17 protein-coding genes are annotated in these 20,679 nt (G+C 43.4%); 8 read left to right on the forward strand and 9 right to left on the reverse strand.

Annotated elements, in window-relative coordinates; translation table 11 throughout:
• The first annotated feature begins 279 nt into the window (after positions 1–279).
• Positions 280–1,215, forward strand: coding sequence for a universal stress protein (locus tag AAGA51_RS16260; RefSeq protein ID WP_042481257.1), 936 nt, complete (start codon positions 280–282; stop codon positions 1,213–1,215).
• Positions 1,216–1,869: 654 nt separating this feature from the next.
• Positions 1,870–2,193, forward strand: a complete 324-nt coding sequence (locus tag AAGA51_RS16265) for a DUF1840 domain-containing protein (protein ID WP_042481601.1) — start codon at positions 1,870–1,872, stop codon at positions 2,191–2,193.
• Between the two features lie 319 nt (positions 2,194–2,512).
• Here AAGA51_RS16265 and AAGA51_RS16270 read toward each other — a convergent pair whose 3' ends face one another.
• The gene (locus AAGA51_RS16270; protein WP_081878649.1) at positions 2,513–2,728 is read right to left on the reverse strand and encodes a DUF1127 domain-containing protein; all 216 of its coding nucleotides are present in this window, start codon (positions 2,726–2,728) and stop codon (positions 2,513–2,515) included.
• Positions 2,729–2,828: 100 nt separating this feature from the next.
• Between AAGA51_RS16270 and AAGA51_RS16275 the strand changes: the two genes are divergently transcribed.
• From AAGA51_RS16275 to AAGA51_RS16290, 4 genes are all read left to right on the forward strand, one after another.
• Positions 2,829–3,779, forward strand: coding sequence for a LysR substrate-binding domain-containing protein (locus tag AAGA51_RS16275; protein WP_042481254.1), 951 nt, complete (start codon positions 2,829–2,831; stop codon positions 3,777–3,779).
• A 321-nt stretch (positions 3,780–4,100) separates the two neighbouring features.
• Positions 4,101–4,754, forward strand: coding sequence for a TetR/AcrR family transcriptional regulator (locus tag AAGA51_RS16280; protein WP_042481252.1), 654 nt, complete (start codon positions 4,101–4,103; stop codon positions 4,752–4,754).
• 5 nt (positions 4,755–4,759) lie between these two features.
• Positions 4,760–6,076 carry an efflux RND transporter periplasmic adaptor subunit gene (locus AAGA51_RS16285; RefSeq protein ID WP_042481250.1) on the forward strand — a complete coding sequence of 439 codons (1,317 nt, stop codon included), beginning with the start codon at positions 4,760–4,762 and terminating at the stop codon, positions 6,074–6,076.
• Positions 6,073–9,174, forward strand: coding sequence for an efflux RND transporter permease subunit (locus AAGA51_RS16290; protein WP_042481248.1), 3,102 nt, complete (start codon positions 6,073–6,075; stop codon positions 9,172–9,174). The genes AAGA51_RS16285 and AAGA51_RS16290 overlap by 4 nt, the downstream gene beginning before the upstream one ends.
• A 132-nt stretch (positions 9,175–9,306) precedes the next feature.
• On the opposite strand, the gene AAGA51_RS16295 is transcribed toward AAGA51_RS16290, so the two are convergent.
• The 7 genes from AAGA51_RS16295 to AAGA51_RS16325 form a co-directional block, all read right to left on the reverse strand.
• Entirely contained in the window at positions 9,307–9,522 is a 216-nt protein-coding gene (locus AAGA51_RS16295) for a DUF3820 family protein (RefSeq protein WP_042481593.1), read from the reverse strand.
• A gap of 118 nt (positions 9,523–9,640) precedes the next feature.
• Complete coding sequence (locus AAGA51_RS16300; protein ID WP_081878648.1) at positions 9,641–11,323, reverse strand: BatD family protein; 1,683 nt, start codon at positions 11,321–11,323, stop codon at positions 9,641–9,643.
• A 2-nt stretch (positions 11,324–11,325) separates the two neighbouring features.
• The gene (locus AAGA51_RS16305; RefSeq protein WP_042481247.1) at positions 11,326–13,167 is read right to left on the reverse strand and encodes a vWA domain-containing protein; all 1,842 of its coding nucleotides are present in this window, start codon (positions 13,165–13,167) and stop codon (positions 11,326–11,328) included.
• On the reverse strand, positions 13,160–14,128 hold the full coding sequence (locus AAGA51_RS16310) for a vWA domain-containing protein (RefSeq protein WP_042481244.1): 969 nt from the start codon (positions 14,126–14,128) through the stop codon (positions 13,160–13,162). The genes AAGA51_RS16305 and AAGA51_RS16310 overlap by 8 nt, the downstream gene beginning before the upstream one ends.
• Complete coding sequence (locus AAGA51_RS16315; protein WP_042481241.1) at positions 14,115–14,600, reverse strand: DUF4381 domain-containing protein; 486 nt, start codon at positions 14,598–14,600, stop codon at positions 14,115–14,117. Before AAGA51_RS16315 ends, AAGA51_RS16310 begins: the two co-directional genes overlap by 14 nt.
• Before the next feature lie 10 nt (positions 14,601–14,610).
• Positions 14,611–15,534, reverse strand: coding sequence for a DUF58 domain-containing protein (locus AAGA51_RS16320; RefSeq protein ID WP_042481239.1), 924 nt, complete (start codon positions 15,532–15,534; stop codon positions 14,611–14,613).
• A gap of 10 nt (positions 15,535–15,544) precedes the next feature.
• Positions 15,545–16,501, reverse strand: coding sequence for an AAA family ATPase (locus tag AAGA51_RS16325; RefSeq protein ID WP_042481236.1), 957 nt, complete (start codon positions 16,499–16,501; stop codon positions 15,545–15,547).
• Positions 16,502–16,814: 313 nt separating this feature from the next.
• Here AAGA51_RS16325 and AAGA51_RS16330 point away from each other — a divergent pair, with 313 nt between their 5' ends.
• Positions 16,815–18,731: a methyl-accepting chemotaxis protein gene (locus tag AAGA51_RS16330; protein ID WP_042481234.1), complete on the forward strand. Its 1,917-nt coding sequence runs from the start codon at positions 16,815–16,817 to the stop codon at positions 18,729–18,731.
• Positions 18,732–18,805: 74 nt separating this feature from the next.
• On the forward strand, positions 18,806–19,006 hold the full coding sequence (locus AAGA51_RS16335; protein ID WP_042481231.1) for a chromosome partitioning protein ParA: 201 nt from the start codon (positions 18,806–18,808) through the stop codon (positions 19,004–19,006).
• 87 nt (positions 19,007–19,093) lie between these two features.
• Here the strand turns inward: AAGA51_RS16335 and AAGA51_RS16340 are convergent, their stop codons facing one another.
• The gene (locus AAGA51_RS16340) at positions 19,094–20,407 is read right to left on the reverse strand and encodes a methyl-accepting chemotaxis protein (protein WP_042481229.1); all 1,314 of its coding nucleotides are present in this window, start codon (positions 20,405–20,407) and stop codon (positions 19,094–19,096) included.
• Between the last annotated feature and the right edge of the window lie 272 nt (positions 20,408–20,679).

Below are 20,679 nucleotides of genomic sequence, written 5' to 3' on the forward strand. Positions count from 1 at the left end.
ATACGTTCGACTAAAACTAAATGATACACGGTCGTTCTATCCGATTGTTTCCTGCCATGAATGGCTGACTGCCTGACATCAGTGCATGTATATCAAACTCTTTATCACGAAGTGCTAGGTACAAGTACGTTGACTTGCACTTGGGCATTTTAGGAGGGACAGACTTCACTAGCTCTGTTCAATTTCTTTACTAGGACACAATAGCAATTCACGTACTCTTTTCTATAGTTACTTTGTACAAGTTAAAATTGCACAAGCTAATTCAGAGGGAGGATAGAAATGATTTTTGATAGAATTTTGATCCCTATAGCCCCAGAACAAGAACTAAACGAATCCCTCCATCAGGCACTTCATTTGTCTAACAAATGTTCGTCGCAGGTAACTTTATTGTCCGTCATTAAAACTTTAGATGAGTTTAAAGAGATACATCATATCTCGGGATCCGCATTAGACATACTGGACGAAGCGACTCAGCATTACCACAACGTTTTAAAAGCACACATTCATGAACTGGGAAAGCAATACCCCAACATAAAGTTTGCTACGCAAATTCGCATAGGCATCCCTTTTATTGAAATTATTAAAGAAGCAAAAGAGACTAACTCCTCGCTGATTATGATTGATTCTTATCGCAATACTAAGAAGCAAGCGTGTCAAAGAGGCAGTAATACATTGAATTTAATGCGTAAATCTGAAATTCCTATTTGGTCTGTGAGCAAAAAGCCAAAGGTAATAAGCAACGTAGTGGCGGCGGTTGATTTGACGAACCAAGACTATCAAGATTTCAATTCAAAGCTTATATCTCTAGCCGTAGAGTTTTGTAAAACCGTTGGTGCTAGTCTTACCTGTTGTCATGTTTGGAAGCTTGAATGTGAAGATTTTCTTAAAAACTGGAGCGGCTATTCCGATATTGATATCGCTCTACTTTCGCAGAAATTGCGTAATGAAAGAATGGAAAGACTAAATTCGTTGTTACTTCCGTATGTTAACAACGCCGTACCAATACAGGTTAAATTACTTGAAGGGGAGCCGAGGGATGTATTGCCGAAGTATGTAAGTAGTAATGAGATAGATTTAGTTATTCTAGGTTCAATGTCTAGAGCTGGGATATCTGGCTTTGTGATGGGAAACACGGCTGAGTCTATGATTAACCAACTTGGATGCTCGGTTATAACTCTAAAACCAGATTCATTTAAATCACCTGTATCACAATGAATGAATAGAAATATAGCTAGATTATTACCAACTCAAGGTTGGGGATAACACATACAATGGTAGGACTTTCTACTCAAAAACGTTATTCGGTTCTTCTCCGAAGACATTATCCCCAATATTTTTAAGAATCCTTTAGGGTCTGGTTGAGTAAGTGCCAGTGCCCCAAGTTCTTCTATGCTGTAAATACCACCATTAGCGTTCTTAAATTCAGATTTAAGCCTGTTTTCCAACCTGTGGTATCAGGAAAACCAAACCACTCTCGTTCTCGGCTAAAGTCATTTTCCCGCTTTGGTCCTCATCCTGTAGAATTTCGATTTAGTTCAGTATGAATAACATAACATCACCATCTTCGGCGTATAATCGATAACAAGTGAATGAACTAATACTGGCGAAGAAGATTTAACGGATGTGTTGAGAGATATTTTTTACTCACATTTCCGAATCTGGCTTCATCACGAATTCGCACTACAGAAAAACAACCCATATCAAGTTCACAAGAACAATGTTTATCGAAGAATTTTAAGAAAGCCAAAAGGTCCAAGACCTCTGCCAGTTCATAACCTTTTCCATCGTTTATCGAGGTTAAAGGAAGGTGGTCTTTGGAACAAGTTACGCCATAGTTTGGTTTAGATGGCAAGCGAGAGAGGGTTTATTATGTTAGTAACATTTAGCTGTAAAAATCATGCAAATGTCACCATGTTTGGTGAAATTGCACAGGAAATGATAAAAATGATGGGGCATAGTGGGACTGTACCTGGTGCAATTTTGGCACCAAATGTTCCAGAGGCGTTAGCTCATCTAAAGAGCGCGCTTGAACAAGAAAAGCTACGAGATCTTAATATCGCTGAAACGGATGACGAAGATGAAAATGAAAACTCAGAGTACACCGTTTCGATTATTCACAGAGCTTATCCATTGCTTGAGTTACTAAATACAGCCATTGAGGGAAAATGTAACGTTATGTGGGAATCGCAATAACTTACAGGTGCGAGAGACAACTCACACAGCGAGCGGTATGTTGACCAAATTTTAGAAATAACACAATACCGAGTATTTCTCGGTAGTTGAGCGGTTGCCAAACTTGCAATCGTTTCCTGAGAATGAGAAAAGCTCAGTTGTTGAAAAATCTATCCCTTTCTAAGCCGTAATGGTGCCCAGGTTATGGTAAGTGATGTAGGGGCAGAATACTAACCAAGCGCATGTCGGAGTACCTCTCTAGCTGTACCAGATGATACTAATTGAAATGTTCATCGTCCTAACATTAATCTTGTTAAGCTAGGACGATGGTCGAGATTGACTATTCCCAGAATGCTTTATCTGTTTCTTTTTTTGCAAGCTGCTTGTCTATTCCTAGGTCATCTAAAAGGTAATCGGGTAAATCTTTTAGGTGTCTTCTTGTTACTGAGTTTTGGTGCCAGCGCTTAATGGTAAGTAAGATATTCTTACCTAAGGATAGTGGTGGTTGATCTTGAACTTCAATCCAGTATTTACTGTGCTTTTCTAAGTTATTCATGCGATCACCTATAATTATTGAGTTCGTTATGCTAAATAATCATTGAGGAATAGATGTTTTACAAACGATAGAAATTGATGTTTGGATAAGGAAATCTTAAGTGAAAGAGAAGTTACCGCCATTACGCTGGTTATATTATTTTTATGTAGCAGCCGAGAATGGAAGCTTTAAGGTGGCATCAGAGCAGCTATTTGTTACGGCTGCAGCGATAAGTCAACAAATCCGACTGCTTGAAGAATGGTTAGAATGTGAACTTTTTGTCCGTCAGCACCGTAATGTGGAGTTGACTTCGGAAGGGCATATTTTGTTTGAATCTGTCAAACAAGGCTTTTCTCATATGTATGAGGGTATCCGAAAAATTAATCAGGATCCTACCCCAAATCAGCTTTCCATTTCTGTTCAGCCGACCTTTGCTCAGTACTGGTTAATTCCCAAAATTAAGCAGTTTCGCGTGCAATATCCTCAATTATCTTTAATGATTGACCCAACCAATAGGTTAGTGAATTTTCAGAATGATTTAGTGGATATCAGTATTCGTCATGGAACTGGAAATTATGCTGATTGTGAGTCAGTTTGGCTGATGGATGAGGTTATTTATCCGGTATGTCATAAAAATTATCAGAAAGAAAAACAACTATATGACCTTAGTGATCTCATAAAGGCAGATTTAATTGAAGAGATCTCACCAGATAAGGATTGGCCTAGCTGGTTAGAAACCATGAACTTACCCGTTGTTAATGCCTCTCTCCAATATGAGGGATCTCAATTCGTTATGGATGCAGCTCTAGCTGCTCAGGGAGTGGCATTGGTAAAACATAGTTTTGCTCAACGATACATTCAGGATGGACAATTAGTTCGAATTGGCAATAAAGCAGTAAAATCCAGATACAGCTACTATCTGTGCTCACTTCGTAATCATGCCAATCGCGAGAAAAATAAGATATTTATGCAATGGATAAAGTCTGAGGTAGATGCGGTACATAAAAACGACACATCTGGGATAGATTTACGTGAGTTAAAACCAAATGCCAATGGTGTGATTGAGTTCTAAACCGCTGAAGTAATATTGAACCCCGAAGTGAGTTTGGAACGTTAGATTTTTCGCTTAATAATAGATTTGTTCGAAGAGCCCTTATTCTAATCTGAAATAGGGCTAACGATCTAACAAGCTTATATCCCTTGATGTATTACACTGAGTAATCGTGCTTCTTCTAAGTTAAAAATTAGTCTTACTTTTCTGTCTCAGTATCACTTGCTGTTATCAAATCTTAAAAATTAATCATTTACGTAAATATTGCTTAATTATTGTCATATCCGTAAATTCACCATCACTCTATAATTAATCAGACATTTAATTAAAGGGACTTTACGTGTGACCACCCATAACAGAAAAGCAGGTCGTCCCAGGGACAATAATATAGACGTTAGGCAAAAGCTTATCGAGCATGCTCGTGAACTGTTCACGTCTATGCCTTACGATAAAGTTTCAAATCGTCAAATTGCCAATCAAGCTGGTGTGAACATAGCGATGATTCACTATTATTTCGGCAACAAAGAAGGGCTATTTGAAACGGTGATACGAGAAACGATCAATCCTATGAAAGAACGCATACACATGATGATAAAAGACAGTTCACAAAAGAACTTTCTCGACATTATGCGAACCTACTATCATGAAATGTTCAAAATTCCACAGTTTCCCCGTTTAGTTTTTCAAATCATGCACATGGATACCTCGGATACTCAGCGTAAACTGCTCGAAAAAGTGTTCGCCGATATCAGTCAACCCATGCAAACGGTGATGTTTGACAAGCTCGTCAACAGTAATATTTTAAAGCCTGATGTAGAGCCTGAATTATGTAAAGTCTCCTATTTTAGCTTGATGGCCTTTCCATTTATTGCCCCGCCAGGGCTCCTTTCCCTACACGGTATTGAGCTTTCTGAAGATTTCCTTAACCGACTGCTTGAACACAACATAAAACTGATGACTGATGGCATGCTACAACCCAAAAACTTGCAGGATTAACACTTATGAAAATCAATAAAAAATTACTGTTTTTTCCGGCACTTGCCATAGGGGTAATCACGTTAATACTTGCCATAAAACTTAAGCCTGATTTACCCGTTAAGCCTGCTGCCGATCGCGCACGTTTGGTGGAAACTGTCCCGTTGCAACGCCAAGCTATAGCGCCACAAGCAATTGGCTATGGCAAGATTGCGCCCAAGGTTGAATGGAAAGCCATTGCAGAAGTAACGGGCAAAATCGTCTACCGACACTCTAAATTAGAAAAAGGCCAAATTCTTCAGGCCGGAACAGAAATACTGCGTATCGATCCACTCGACTACGAACTTAAATTGGTCCAAGCACAGGCGGACCTCAGTTCTGCTCAAACTTCTCTCGCTAAGCTAAGCCAAGAAGAGCGAAATCTAGAGCAGACGCTTAAAATTGAGCGTAATCGTTTAGTGATCGCCAACAAAGAGCTCGAACGTAAACAAAATTTACGTACCAAAGGACTCACTTCACAATCAGATGTCGATCAGCAAGAGCAAAGCGCACTTTCACAGCGCAAGTTAGTGCTCGATATTGAAAATCAAATCGGTTTGATGCCCGACGAAAAACGGGTTGCCGAAGCTTTGGTCAAAGTTAACTCATCTAAAGTGGAAGAAGCGCATCGTTCACTGGAAAAAACCATCATTACTTTGCCCGATGACCTGCGTATTGCTCAAGTTGACATTGAGCAATATCAGGTTGTTAATCAGCAGCAAACCATGGTAACCGCACACGGTATGGACATAATGGAAGTCGAGGCTCAACTTTCTATTCATGACATGCGCACGCTCGCCTCAAGTATTGGTAAAGTTAACCGCAATGAATCGGGCATTCCCCAACCCGATATGACCTTTATTGACGCGAGTATTGAATTTAGCAGCGGCAATATGAAGGCAAGTTGGCCTGCGAAAGTGAGCCGAATTAGCGAAACCGTAGACCCAAATCAGGCCACTGTCGGTGTGATTCTGGAGATTCAACAAGATTATCGTCATCTAAATCCAAGCTCGCGACCTCCACTTGTCAACGGCATGTTCGTCAGAGCGTTTATCGAAGGGCAGCCGAATCCAAGCTGGGTGATTCCTGAACGAGCATTGCATGGCGATAAAATTTATTTGATGGATGAGGATAATAAGCTGGTGATTGAACCCGTGTCGGTTCTCTACCGTCGTGACAACCAAGTCGTGGTAGAAGGTGACCTAGAGGAAGGGCAAAAGCTGATTCTCAACGATCTGCTACCAGCGATTAATGGCATGCTGCTTAAAGAGGCTGACACAGGCCACGAGGAGTCAGCGCTATGATTCGATTCTTTGCCAAACATCCAACCGCAGCCAACTTGCTGATGTTGTGTTTGCTTGTATTGGGGGGGACATCGTTATCCAACATTAAGCGCGAGACTTTCCCTGCATTCGATCCTGCTTACATAATGGCAGGCGTGGTCTACCCCGGCGCGTCTCCACAAGAAGTAGAAGAGAGCATTTGTGTTCGAATGGAAGATGCAGTTGACGGTCTTGCGAATATCGAAGAAACGCAATGTGAAGCGGTTGAGGGCTCGGCAAGACTGATCCTGAAGCTCAACGGGAAAGCGGACATCGGACGAATGTTGGTCGATGTGCAAACCCAGATCAACGCGATCAATGATTTTCCACAGGAGATTGAATCTCCTGTGGTTCAGGAACTGGACTGGAATGAACCTGTGGTGGATGTGGCTATCACCGCAGATACTACATGGCCGGAATTGAAAGCTTACGCAGAACAGCTTAAGAGTACATTAAAGCTCGATTACGACGTTTCTCTGGTTAATATAGCGGGGTTTTCTGATCACCAGTTTCGTGTCGAATTGGACTCGAAAGCCATGCGTCAACTTGGCTTGAGTGTCGGCGACATTGCTACTCAAATTGGTCGTCAGAACATTAAGTTACCAAGTGGTTATATTGAAACACCAGACAAGAACTTTCTTATCCGTTTTGATGACAGGCGTATATCACCGGAGCAACTTGAACTGATCGTCATTGGCTCTGGAGCCAACGGCTCACTGATTCGACTTAAAGATATTGCTACGATTACCGACCGCTTCGAATTAGATGAACAAAAAGTTCTTTTCGATGGTCACCCTTCAGCCCTGCTCAAAGTGAGTAAGAACAAAGAAGATGATGCGCTTAGAATTAAAGAGCGCGTCGCTCAGTTCGTTGAGCAGCAACAAGCAATCGCTCCTGATGGTGTCAGACTAGAAATGACTAATGATCTCTCGTCTGTACTGTGGGACCGCTTAAGCATGATGTTTAATAATGGTTGGCAAGGTATCATACTCGTGTTCGCAACCATGTGGCTGTTCTTTAGTTTTCGTTATTCATTCTGGGTTGCAGCTGGCTTACCCGTTGCTTTCCTTGGTGGTTTATTTCTGATGGCGCAACTCGGGCTGTCAATTAACGTCATGTCTCTTGTCGGCCTGCTGATGGCGGTCGGTATTATGATGGACGATGCGATTGTGATTGCCGAATCCATTGCCTCTCACCTTGATAGGGGGGAAGATGTCGATAATGCCGTTATCAAAGGAGTGAAAAAAGTCCTTCCTGGGGTTGTTTCTTCTTTCCTTACCACTGTGTGTATTTTCGGTAGCTTGTTGTTTTTGCAAGGCGAAATGGGGGCTGTGCTCAAAGCCGTTCCACAAGTGCTGATTCTCGTTCTGATGCTGAGTTTAGTTGAAGCTTTTCTAATTCTTCCTAACCATTTATCGCATTCACTGCATAAAGAGAAGAATGAAAAACCACCTGCAAAATTTAAAAAGAAACTCCTTGATGGTTTTGAGAACTTTCGCAATACAACTCTAGTCAACGCCGTGGAGAAAGTGGTTGAGTTTCGTTACGCCTTTATCGGTGGGATTCTTACACTACTTCTGATTTCCGTAGCTACTATAGCTGGAGGTTTACTCAAGTTTCAGCCTTTCCCGGAGTTAGACGGTGATATCGCCGAAGCACGCATCATTCTGCCCCCTGGGTCATCACTGTCTCAAACTGAGGCCGTGGTTGGCAAGCTCGTTGCGTCTGCTCAGAAGCTAAACAAAGAATGGACACGAGATGTTGAAAACGGTGTTCCACTAATTGAGCATATAACCAGTCAGTTTAATGCCAATGCTGACGCTGACGAGTCGGGACCACATATCGCCACCGTTCGACTTGATCTACTCGGTGCAGAAAGCCGCAATACCGTGATTGATGAGTTCATCACCGCTTGGCGTCAAGATATTGGTGAACTGGCTGATCCCATTTCGCTGGTCTTTAAACAACCAACCATGGGGCCGGGTGGGCGTGCGATTGAAATTCGCGCCAAACATGATGATCTCGATGAACTCAAAGCGGCTTCAATAGATATTCAGCAGTATCTCAACGAATTCGATGGGGTACATGGCGTGCTTGACGATATGCGTATGGGTAAAGAAGAGGTGCTAGTCAAACTTCGTCCAGGCGCTGAAACTTACGGTATCAATGGTCAGTTGGTTGCTAATCAGTTACGTGCGGCCTTTTTTGGTCAGACCGCTGATGAAATTCAGGTTGGTGTCGAAAACATCTCAATTGAAGTGCGTCTCGATAAAATTCAAGCGGGCGACTTACAACAGTTGGCAAATTTCCCAATCATCATGTCGGATGGTAGTCAGATACCACTGGCAACCATTGCAACGTTAGATTTTCAACGTAATTATGTCCGAATCCAACGTATTGATGGCCTTAGAACCATTAGCGTATTTGGTGATGTCGACAGTACCAAAGCCAGCTCAACTGCGATCATCGCTCAATTCCAACGTGAAGAAGCGTCTAAACTGATGGCGAAATACCCAGGGTTACGTTTCGATTTTGAAGGCCAAACCAAAGATACCGCCGAAACTGGCGCATCAATGGGCAAAGGTTTCTTACTCGGTCTGTTCGGCGTGTTTGTCATACTTAGTTATCAGTTCCGTAGCTATCTAGAGCCCGTAGTCGTTATGCTTGCCATCCCATTAGCTTTCATTGGCGTGGTTTGGGGACATATATTGCTCGGTCACTCACTGAGCATGCCTAGTTTGTTGGGTTTTGTTTCACTAGCGGGCATCGTGGTTAACGATTCAATCTTGCTAGTGCAGTATATACGTCATCACGTCGATGAAGGTGATAGCGTTCACGACTCTGTGGTGAAAGCAAGCCGAGAACGTTTCAGAGCGGTGTTTTTGACTTCGATGACCACGGCTGCGGGTTTACTCCCTATATTGACTGAAACCAGCTTGCAAGCTCAGGTCATTCAACCTTTAGTCATCTCTATTGTGTTCGGAATTTTTGCGTCAACCTTGTTGGTGTTATTTATGATCCCGGCAGCCTATTCGGTTCTTGAAGACTTCGGCTTGGTACATAAACACGAGGAAATCTAATAAAGGCAAAGCGGGTTAATTGACCCGCTTTGCCTTAAGTTAAAATGTTTCTGCTGAGTTTGCTTCTCATCATTAAACCGCTATTGCCTGAGTTTTAAGTCTGGAGGAGGCTGAGCTGTTTACTCGGGGAACTCACATTCGTTTTAAAGGTTTTACCACACTGTCCAACCCTTCAATTTTTAGTGCCAGACAGAGTTGAAGCAATTGACCTAGCTCTCCTGCGGGCCAGCCTTTTTTGTCAAACCACAACAGGTATTCTTCGGGTAGATCAATCAGTACTCGGCCTGCGTATTTGCCAAAGGGCATTTGAATGCGTGCAAGTTTGATGAGGTTTTCTTTTTCTAACATGAATGGAGCGCCGATCTGTTGCGTTATTTCTGAGTATTGTGCCATCTTTCAATGGCACATTGATCTTTTTCTTTTTATGGTCAGTCACCTTTAAGTCAAGATGACCGAAGCTCCTAGATTAGAGTTTAGCAAGGGTTACGGGTTTAACTTTACTGCGCTTTGCCTGCTGTTTTTGAATACGTTCAACTAACTTTTCAAGTTCGTCCGTTTTGATCTCTTGAGGTGTCGAAGAATAGAGTGCCTGATTGATATCATTCAGCGCTTGATTGATCGCTACCTGTTCTTGCTCTTCTAGTACTATAGTGTTAAGCCAAGCTTTTATCGCAGCACTCATAGCAATGCCATCAACCTTGCCAGACAAGGCATTTTTGACCGCCTGATGTTCGCTTGAGCTTGTTGTTTCTGTGGCGGTTGATTGGTCTGACGCTGATGATTTAAAACGCCATGCAAGCACACCAGTGACAACCCAAAGTACTGCAAACAACGCGGTTAAATAAGGCCAAAAACCAGCATCTTGAACGGTGACGGTTTCCACTTTTGTTGTGGGTTGTACGGGAGTAGGTGCCGCAACCAGTGGGGTATCATTTTGTTTAACGTTTAAGGTAAGCCCTGAAACTTTACTCGCTTGTTGTTGTTTTGCTGTGGTGTTCCACCAATCCACAGTTATTTCAGGCAAAGCAATATCGCCACTTTGACGTGGGATAAGTACCTGTTTCACTGTCATCACAACGTCTCCGTTATCCAGCGTTGTGAATTGAGGTTTCTCATCGTAAATACTTAACGAAGTAGGGTAGCTGAGCTTAATGTTTGGCAACTGTTCTTGGGTTAGCCCCGCAACTTGCAGGTTCACTTCGCGGGTAATGGATTCGCCAACCTGAGTTTTGTAGCTGTCGCCAGAAATCGCATTTCCCTGACTGTTCGTCCATTTTTGAGTCAGGCTCAACTTACTCGTAGGGAGCCAAATACCCTGATAGTTTGACGGTTTAGGATTGACGGTAATCGAATATGTCTTCGCTTGAGTTTCAATAGGAACCAATCGGGTGCCACCGCTGTAGTTGCTACCGTAGACAATGGTGCCTTTGAAAACTGGCTCATTGAGTTGATAAGTCCCAGCTTCTTTTGCTGTGATACGAAAATCCTGATCGACGACAGTCACTTCTACACCGTCTAACACCGTTTGATACTGATTGGCTTCACTGGCAGCGTTAAGTTCAAGCCCTTCAACGGCTGGTGGAGCGACGGTCGGATTTTGCAAACGACGTGGGTCTGCTTTGATGATTAATCGAGCTTTTAGCAAGGCGCTTTCATTCGGATAGAGTTCGGTTGTTGATAGTTGAGTTTGCACTTCAACCAGATCACTCACCTCTGGCGCTTGTTCGTCTTGTGCTACCTGAATCGCGATTGGCTGAGTTTTTTGTCCGTTGAGTTCAAAGCTCGGAATCGTAACAATACCTATATGCGTGGCTGCGAGTGATATTGTCCATTCGCTTTTGTTGCTGCGCGTGCCGTTAATGATATTGATTGATGAACCAAAACTCGGGCGTCCCAACAGGAAATCACTGCTTAATACGGTGAAATCAATATCGTCTGATGAGGCTTTTTGATCACTCACCACTCGTAGCTGAAAAACTTCGTTTTTTACGACTTTGTTCTTACTGACGCTGGCATAAAAGGATGCCGCTTGAACGGAAAAACTATTCAAACTAAGAGCTGCAATAGCTAAGAATAGAGCAAGTCGTCCTAAGCGAGAGATGTATGCAAATCGCGGGGAATTAGCGAATGGAGAATGTAATACGTTCATCATTACCACTTTTTACCATCAGTTTGTGGAGGCTGTTTACTGTTAGCCTGAATAATCAATTGAGCACGCAATAGCTGACTTGGGTCGCGAGCGCTTTCAACTTTTTCCAGCTTCCTTAATTCAGGATCGATATTTTCAGTTGTCGTTGAGGTTGCCGTTGTCGTTGTCGGTTTTTCATCAGGCTGCGATTCCTGCTCTGGTTTTTCATCTTGTTTACCGCCTTGGGCGTTGGCTTGAGCATCGGTCTGTTGAGTAGATTCTTTTCTACTATTTGCATTTTTGTTTCTATCTTGGTTGTCTTGTGCAGAATCCTTACTCTGTTGGCCTTGTGACTTATCGTCTTGAGAGTTTGCTTGTTTTTGATCTTGCGACTGTTGCGCATCGTTTTGTTGTGGTGACTGTGAATCCTGCTGCTGTGATTCGTTGTTTTGCGATTGACCAGAATCCGATCCCGATTGAGACTGCTGTTGCTGTTGCTGTTGCTGTTGCAGGGCTTTTTCAACAACATCGAGATTGTTTTTAGCATCTTGGTTGTTGGGATCTTGCTGCAACACCTGTTGATATAGCGCTTTGGCTTTTTCTAAGTCACCGTTTTGAGCATACGCATTGGCAAGATTGTATTGTGTTCTCGAAGAGGGGTTTTCTACTTTAGAAAAGCTCTCTATTGCGCCTTTAAAATCTTTGTTCTGATAACGAGCGACACCTTGCCATTCCGGATCGGTAAACTGCTCACTGGCAGTTTGATAATCTTTGTTATTAAAGGCTTCCATCGCTTTCTGATTGCTGTTCTTCCAAGGCGAACCAGTATCCAGCCAAGATGCGGCGCTTGCATCTGGCGACATGACACTGAATCCTGTGGAGAGAACTGCAACAAAGATCAGCCCACGGCGGAAAAGTAGTAATGCGGGCACGATCAACAGAGGAAGTAGCCAATAGCCATTGTTGACGTTTTCAGTCAGCGTCTTTTTATCGTCTTTCTTGCTCACATCTTGCTGTAAACCTTGTTCAGACAAGATACGTGCAACGTCTTGACCATTCGCTTGGTATGGCGTGAAAACTCCGCTGACGTTTTTCGCCAGAGACTGCATGGTTTCAAAGTTGGTTTTGGCAACGACGGTTTGTCCATTGTCGGTTTTCAGAAGTGAACCATCACTGAGTGTAATTGGCGCACCAGAAACCGTACCAATGCCCAATATCACTAGCTTAAACTGTGTACCAGATAGTTCATTTTCTATGTCTGATTGTTCTTGCTCATCAAGATCATCGGTTAGCAGGATGAGTTCACCGCGTGCCATTCCTGCGTTTCTAAGCATCTCTATAGCCAGTTTTACACCTGATGCGGCATTGGCTCCCTGATAGGGCATGATGTCAGGGGATAAATTAGGCAGCAAGTTAGCGATGGTTGCACTGTCGCTAGTCAGCGGGCTAACTGTGTACGCATCACCGGCATAAGCGACTAAGCCTGTGCTGCCTTCTGTCCAACCTTTAAGTAAGTCGAGCGCTTTGTAACGAGCTTGAGTTAAGCGATTGGGTTTAATATCCGTCGCGTACAGTGACAAAGACATATCCATCACCAGAATACGAGCGTTGCTATTGGTGTAGCTTGGGCGTGTTTGTTTCTCGAAACTTGGCCCAGCTAAAGCAATCACAGTAATTAGCCAACTAAGCGCTATCAATAAGAGAACAGATTTGGTTTTGTTGCGATTTTCGATTCCCAGCGCACTGGCTATATGGTTGGCGATAAGCCCTTGGCTTTGTTTATGGGTTGAAAGCCAAAATAGAATTGCGGCTAGGGGAATAAGTGCTAAAAGCCATAAAGGAGTAAGGAACTCGAAATCAGACATGGTCTCTCCTTACGATAAACAAAATGACAGACAAAAGCAGCGCAACTGCTAGTGGATAACCAAACCACTCAGTTTGTGGACGCCAAGTCTGAGTTGCCTGACTAATTGGCTCCAGTGCGTTGATGGTGTCATAAATGGTCGCGAGTTCTTTTTCATCACGAGCACGGAAATATTGACCGCCAGTGATTTTGGCAATCTCCATCAAGCTCTTTTCATCCAGATCTTGAGCAGTGTTAACTTTACGGGTGAGGAAGAACTCTTTCACCATCATTTCGCCTGCGCCAACACCCACAGTGTAGATGGTCGCGTTGTACTTCTTAGCAATTTTAGCGGCTTCAATCGGGTCAAGAACACCTGAGGTATTACTACCATCACTGAGTAAAATCATTACACGCTGGGGTGCGTCACTATCTATAAAGGTTTTGGTTGCGAGGCCAATACCTTCACCAATCGCTGTCTTAGTACCGATCAATCTTAATATGGCTTGATTTAATTGCTGGCTGATCGTCTGACGGTCTAAAGTCAGAGGTGTCTGCAAATAAGCGTGATCGGCAAAAAAGATCAAGCCCAGCCTGTCGCCCTCGCGCTTGCTGATGAAATCACTCAAAACCTTTTTAACCGCTGTGAGCCTGTCAATGTAATCGCCGTCGGATTTCATATCCTCTTGGCTCATTGAGTAAGAGAGATCGACAACCAACATCATGTCGCGATGTTTTGGCGAAGTGGTGACAGGGTCGCCATACCAAACCGGGCGACAAACAGCGGCAATCAGGCATAGCCAGATCAATACGGCTAACAGTTTGCCCAACCATTGTTTAGGCGGTGCGACGGTATTTTGTTGAGGTAAGTAGGGCAACTGTATGGCTGCCCTTTCCTTTACAGGAGGTAAAATACGATGAATAACTAGCGGCAGTGGCAATAGAACAACTAGCCACCACCATACGAACTCAATATTTGCCAACGCTCAAGTTTCTCCTTTTTTGCGGCGGCAACGCTGTGTTCACCCATTGATAGCAATCCGCCACCAAATCTTGTGCATTTTCGACTTTTTGTTTTTGATACAAAGCCTTCTGCCAAGTTTCCTCATTCTTCGTGAAAATAGGGGAATCAACTTGGGAATCCAAAAATGCATACCAATCTGGACCGGTTAAATGAGCAACCTGCTCACGGGGGTAATAACATAACGCTGCTTGACGAACCAACTCAATCGCTGATGATGGAGTTTGATGTCCTAGTGCTGGGTTAAGCAAACGTAAAGCGGTTTTCTTCGGCGCCATACGTTTCTTTTTAGCACGGACAATTAAAGCAATACTTACCAGTACCACGACAATGGCCAATAGACTTGCCCACCATCCCCAAGAAAGTGGCAGCCATGAAGGTACTTCAGGTAAATGCAAATCGCTAAGATTGAGTAAATTTGATGATTCTTGCATATCTTTTAAATTATCCAGAAAGTTGTTGTAGCAAAGATATATCGCTAGAAAGAGAGCGGTAGTCCATTTCCATAGATTGGCTCAATGATTCTAATTCTAATTTTCGAGAATCAAAGGCATTTTTGATGCTTAGACGGTCAGATTTGGACGAAAAGTTAAGCCAGCGCGCATTTTTGCCATCGCTCACTCTCTCAATTCCTCTAAATTGGGTTTCACCTTGCTCAAGGGGATCAAAAATATGGACTAACTTCACGCGATTGTGCTTACGTAACTGGTTGAATAATGGTCGGAAAGAATCCTCATAATTAACAAAATCGCTGATCATTATTACCTCGCTGCCTTTCGGGCAGAGACGGTTTAATGTCATTAAAACGGTTTGCATGGAACTGGGTGCCGAAGCGCCTGAAAGTGCCTGTTGTTGGCACTCAACCAACTGGGCGATGATTTGCAGTGGACCTTTGTTTCTGCTGGTTGGTTTTATTTCAACGAGACTTGAGCCTGTGTCAATCACCGCACCGATACGATCTTTCTCTGCAACGGATAACCAACTGATCAAACTCGCTATATGTGCAGCCTGTACCGATTTGAGTAACAGAGAAGAACCAAACTGCATGGTCGAGCTTAAATCTACATAGAGAATCACGGGTTTTTCCCGTTCTTCAGAAAACAATTTGGTGTGCGGTTTACCTGTTCGGGCGGTGACACGCCAATCAATAGCGCGAATATCATCTCCCGGCTGATATTGGCGCACTTCGGCGAAGTCCATACCACGTCCAAGTTGCTTGCTCTGATGTTGGCCTAAAAGCTGTGACCATAAACTTTTGGCAGGCGGCAACCATTTCACCGTATGTTGCTTGTAGGGCAGTAGCTCTTCGAGACAAAGATGAACGCCATCAGCATGTGCGGGTAATAGTTGTTTTACAGACTGAGCCATAATACTTGCCTTACGCGCTGCCAACCAGAGTCAGTAAATGAGTAATGACTTGGTTTGGATGTACGCCTTCCGCTTGTGCCTGATAGGTCAACAATAAGCGGTGTCGTAAAACAGGAAACGCCATTGCTTGTACGTCTTCAGGACTTACGTAGTCGCGACCCTGAAGCCATGCGCGTGCGCGTGCGCAGCGGTCAAGAGCTATAGTCGCTCGCGGGCTGACTCCCATTTCTAACCACTGTGCGAGTTTTGAATCGTATTGTTCAGGTTTGCGAGTCGCCATCACCAAACGCACCAAGTATTTCTCGATGGTTTCCGCCATATGAATGTTCAGCACTTCTTGGCGCGCAGCAAATATTTGCTCTTGGGTGAGTTTCGGCAGATTAGGTGAAGCTTGACCTTTCGCTTCGCCGCGGTTTAGGCGAAGAATCTCTAGCTCATGTTCGGCGTCAGGATAATCAACATTTAAATGCAGCAGAAAGCGGTCAAGTTGCGCTTCAGGTAATGGGTAGGTACCTTCTTGTTCGATCGGGTTTTGCGTTGCCATTACCAGAAACAGTTCAGGTAATCGATAGGTTTTTCTGCCAGCAGTAATTTGCTTTTCTGCCATGGCTTCCAGCATCGCAGCCTGAACTTTCGCCGGTGCGCGGTTAATTTCATCAGCAAGGACGAGCGAGTTAAAAATAGGCCCAGGTTGGAAGTTAAACTCACCTGTTTCAGGGCGAAAGATGTCCGTACCCGTTAAGTCTGCGGGTAGTAAGTCTGGCGTGAACTGAATGCGGTGGAAATCCCCTTCAATGCAGTCTGCTAACGATTTCACCGCACGAGTTTTTGCCAGACCCGGAGGGCCTTCAACCAGAATATGACCGTCTGCTAATAACGCGACCAGTAATTGCTCAACAAGAGCTGATTGACCAATAACCTGTTGGTTTAAATGCTGCTGTAGCGAATGAAAGGTTTCTGACTGCATGAAATCCTAATCTCCTTGATAATCTTGTTCTTAGTGAGCCTGAAACTCAAAAAGTTCCTTGTGAGGCAAGATATTCGTTTGTTTGGATAAATATTAAACAAACGGATGAATTATAAGATGTTGCTTGATATTCAATACATGGAGTCTGTTTCCACTTTTCTAAACCTTTTCAAAGAAATAAATGTACATAGCAGCTTTCGGCCTATTTGATTGATAAATTTGGTGAATTAATTGCCGTTTCACAATAAAGATTTATGCTTTAAAGTCGATATAACATTCGTTAAAAATAAATCGCCAAATAGGTAAAGAATAGATGCTCAAATTTAGTAACGTCAGTATTAAGACAAAGGTAGTCGCAGGTATTACCTTTGCGGTATTGGCCTCAACAATTATTGTCGGGGTAATGGCACAACGTCAGGCAAGAGACGTATTGGAGCACCGATTGGTGGACATAGAGCTTCCGTCTATGCTTCAACAGATCAGCAGCTCAGTGAATAGCGAAGTGACACAACTGCTATTGGCTGCCGAACAGATCACTCACAGTGAATTTATTAAGAAAGCGATTGCCACTAAGAACATTGATTCTGGTGATGAAGCTATGTTGGTTAAGCAGCTAAACAACATCCGTACTCAGTTCAAATTGAACGATGCGTCTGTGGCGAACCGCAAAACAGCATACTACTGGAACCAAAATGGTTTCCTGCGTGAGCTGAACAAGCAACAAGATGGTTGGTTCTATGGTTTTGTGAGCTCTGGTAATCCAACCATGGTGAGCATGTTCCAAGAAGCAACGGGCGAAGTGAAGATGTTCGCTAACTTCCAAGATGTGAACGGCGATACTATGTCAGGTTTATCTAAATCGATGGATGACATGGTGAAGTTGCTTAACAGCTACAAGATTGAGCAAACGGGCTATGTGTTCCTTACCGACGCGAAAGGCGAGGTGCAGATTCACCGTGAAAAATCGAAAGCTAAGTCTAGCCTGAGCCAGTTGTTTGGCGCTGAGACGAAAAATTTGCTTAACAAATCTGGTTTCAACTTGATTACGGCACAACATGATGGCGTTGATGTGTTCGTTGCGAGTTATTACGTGAAGTCTATGGACTGGTTCGTAGTGGGTACTGTGCCAGTGAACGAAGTGTTCGCAGACTTAAACGATGTTGCTCACCGTATGTTGATCACGACCATTATTGTTGCAGCCATCTTTATTGCGATGGGCTTGATTCTGGCGAGCAGTATTGCAAACCCAATTCGTCAAATTGCGATTCGCTTTACTGATTTAGGCAAAGGCGATGGTGACCTTTCTCAACGAATCGAAGTTCAGGGTAACGACGAAATTGCACAACTTTCTTCTGGCTTTAACGGATTTATCGAGAAGATTCATCAGTCGATGAAAGAAGTGGCGTCAACCAGTCATGCATTGCAAGAAGCGGCAGAAACGGTGTCTACTAAAGCGCATACCACGCATGACAACAGTCAGCAGCAACGTGACCAAACGATTCAGGTCGTAACGGCCATTAACCAAATGGGCGCAACCATTAGTGAAATCGCTTCAAACGCAGCAACCGCAGCTGAAACAGCGAACCAAGCGACATCGAACACCGAAGTGGGTCGTACTGTGGTGAATCAAGCGAAAGATGCGATTGCTCGCCTAGCAGATGATATTGAAAACATTGGTCAGGTGGTTAGCCAGCTTGCGTCAACCACTCAAAATATCGGTTCAATATTGGATGTTATCCGCGACATTTCTGATCAAACTAACTTACTAGCGCTAAACGCGGCCATTGAGGCAGCGCGTGCCGGTGAGCAAGGCAGAGGCTTTGCGGTTGTTGCTGATGAAGTTCGTAATCTCGCAAGCCGCACCGCAGCATCTACCGAAGAAATTCAGAAGATGATTAACCAGCTTCAAAGCGACGCTAAAGACGCGGTTTCTGCGATGGAAGCAGGCAAGTCAGTAACTCTGGAAGGTGTTTCTTCTTCTGATGAAGCGGTTCAAGTACTGATCGGTATTTCCGAGCGTATCCACGATATTTCAGACCGAAATACACAGGTGGCAACGGCAACAGAAGAACAGTCAACCGTGGTTCATACCATCAACATGAACATTGAAGAAATTAACTCTATCAACGAGATCACAACGGGCACGGCCGAAGAGCTTGCAGGCGCAAGCCAAGAGCTTCGTGAACTCTCAGCACGTCTAGATAAGATGGTTGGTAGCTTTAAGCTCTAGTATCCTGCAGGGGAGTTGGGTTAAACTTCTCCCCAGTATTTGATATTTAGAACTTTGAAGTTTAGGTAAGAATAATGAGCGATTTTGAAAAAGAACTAGAGCAGATGACTCAAGAAGCAGGTAACGAGGCAGAAGTTTCATTACCAAGTATTGAAGAACAGAAAGCGATAGTCGCAGAACTTAAGCGTTTGGAAGCGGAAGGTAAGCTAACTCCAGAAATTCTGGAACAGCACTTTGGGAAATTTAACGCGAAAAACGAAGCACCTATTCACTAAACTTGCTTCCTCACTATGCGATATTGATAGTGACAACATTCCAATAAAAAGGTCTAGTTTAGCTAGACCTTTTTTAATGACTAGGCCTTACAGTTGCTGATTGAACTGACGAACCGCTTCAACGACGCGAATGGCGCCTTGCTCTACTTGCTCTATTACTTGTCCTGCTTGGGTTGATAGATCCAGAGCTTCGCCTGCTTGAGATTGACACACTGTAACGAGTTCAACTGCTTTTGCGGTAAGTTTCATATTTTCAGCCACGACGCTCACAATTTCTTCGGTTGTGTTATTGGTTCTTGAAGCAAGTTGACGAACTTCATCTGCTACCACAGCGAAGCCGCGACCTTGTTCACCAGCACGCGCCGCTTCAATTGCTGCATTAAGCGCCAACAGGTTAGTTTGATCAGCGATACCGCTTATGCTGCCAACCAAATCGCTAATGCTTTTAGAATGCTCATTCAGTGCTTCGATATCTTTGCTTGCCTGCTTCATTTGTCGCACTAAGTTATCCATCTTAGCGATGATGGCGGTAATAACCTCTTGTCCTTGTATTGTTTGGTGTCCGGTTTCTTCCGATACGTTGAACGCTATTTGTGCAGCTTCCTGAGCAGCCATCTCCTGATGAACTTGCTCTGTGATAACAGTTGCAAACTTAACTACTTTATAAAGTTCACCAGCGTCATCATGAATAGGGTTGTAGGAAGCTTCTAGCCAGACCACGTGCCCATAGTTATCGACACGTTTGAAACGATCCGATACAAACTGGCCTCGCCCCAGTTTTTTCCAAAACTCTGCGTATTCTTTTGAGTTAGCTTCCGTCGTTTCACAGAAAATTCGGTGATGTTTACCTACGATCTGCTCGCTTTTGTATCCCATCGTTTTCAAGAAATTCTCATTAGCACGAAGTATGGTGCCATCTAGAGAAAACTCGATAACCGCCATTGAACGGTTTATCGCTTTGAGCATATCTTCATGCTCTCTGGAGGCTGATATGGTTCGAGTTAACTCTGTGGCATAAACAGAAAAACGAAGCAGTTTTTTCTGCATGTCAAAGATCGGCTGCAAAATGATGCGCAACCATGCTTCCTGACGGTTTGCCTTAGTAATTTGTAATGCGCCGTTCCAGTGATGTTTCTGCTCTAATGCGCTTTTTAGTTTCTGAAAATGCTTAGTTTTCTTCGCTTTCTCTGGGACTAAGGAAGTGAGGTGAGAGCCTGATATTGTCTCAAGTCTAATTCCAAGCTCTTGTTCAAAATTAGCGTTAGTGGAAATAATTTTACCTTGAGGATCTAACGTTAACCTCAACATGTCCTCATCAAGGCTCTCTCGAACTTGTTCAAGTGGATAAAGTTTCTCTTTTAATTCTTGGTTTTCTTTTTGAAGTGACTTATTAAAAAACATAGTAACCTTAGCTTTGTTTAAGCGCCGATCTCTAGTGGGGGAGTTACCTAAATCTTGTCTAGGTAAATAATAGTTATATTTATCATTCAATATTATTATTTTGTCTAAAGCTTGAGTCTGTCAAAGTTAATTTTGGATTTAGTGGTCTTATGTGTTCTTCATTCATAAGCTTTAAATGTCAGGATTATGCTCAAGTTTTAGCTCAAGAAAGGTATGCCGAATTTTGGTACGGATGCAGTTTAACCGAACTAGGAGATAAAGTGATTATTCGC

This window comes from Vibrio diazotrophicus (assembly GCF_038452265.1).
GTDB classification, from domain to species: domain Bacteria; phylum Pseudomonadota; class Gammaproteobacteria; order Enterobacterales; family Vibrionaceae; genus Vibrio; species Vibrio diazotrophicus.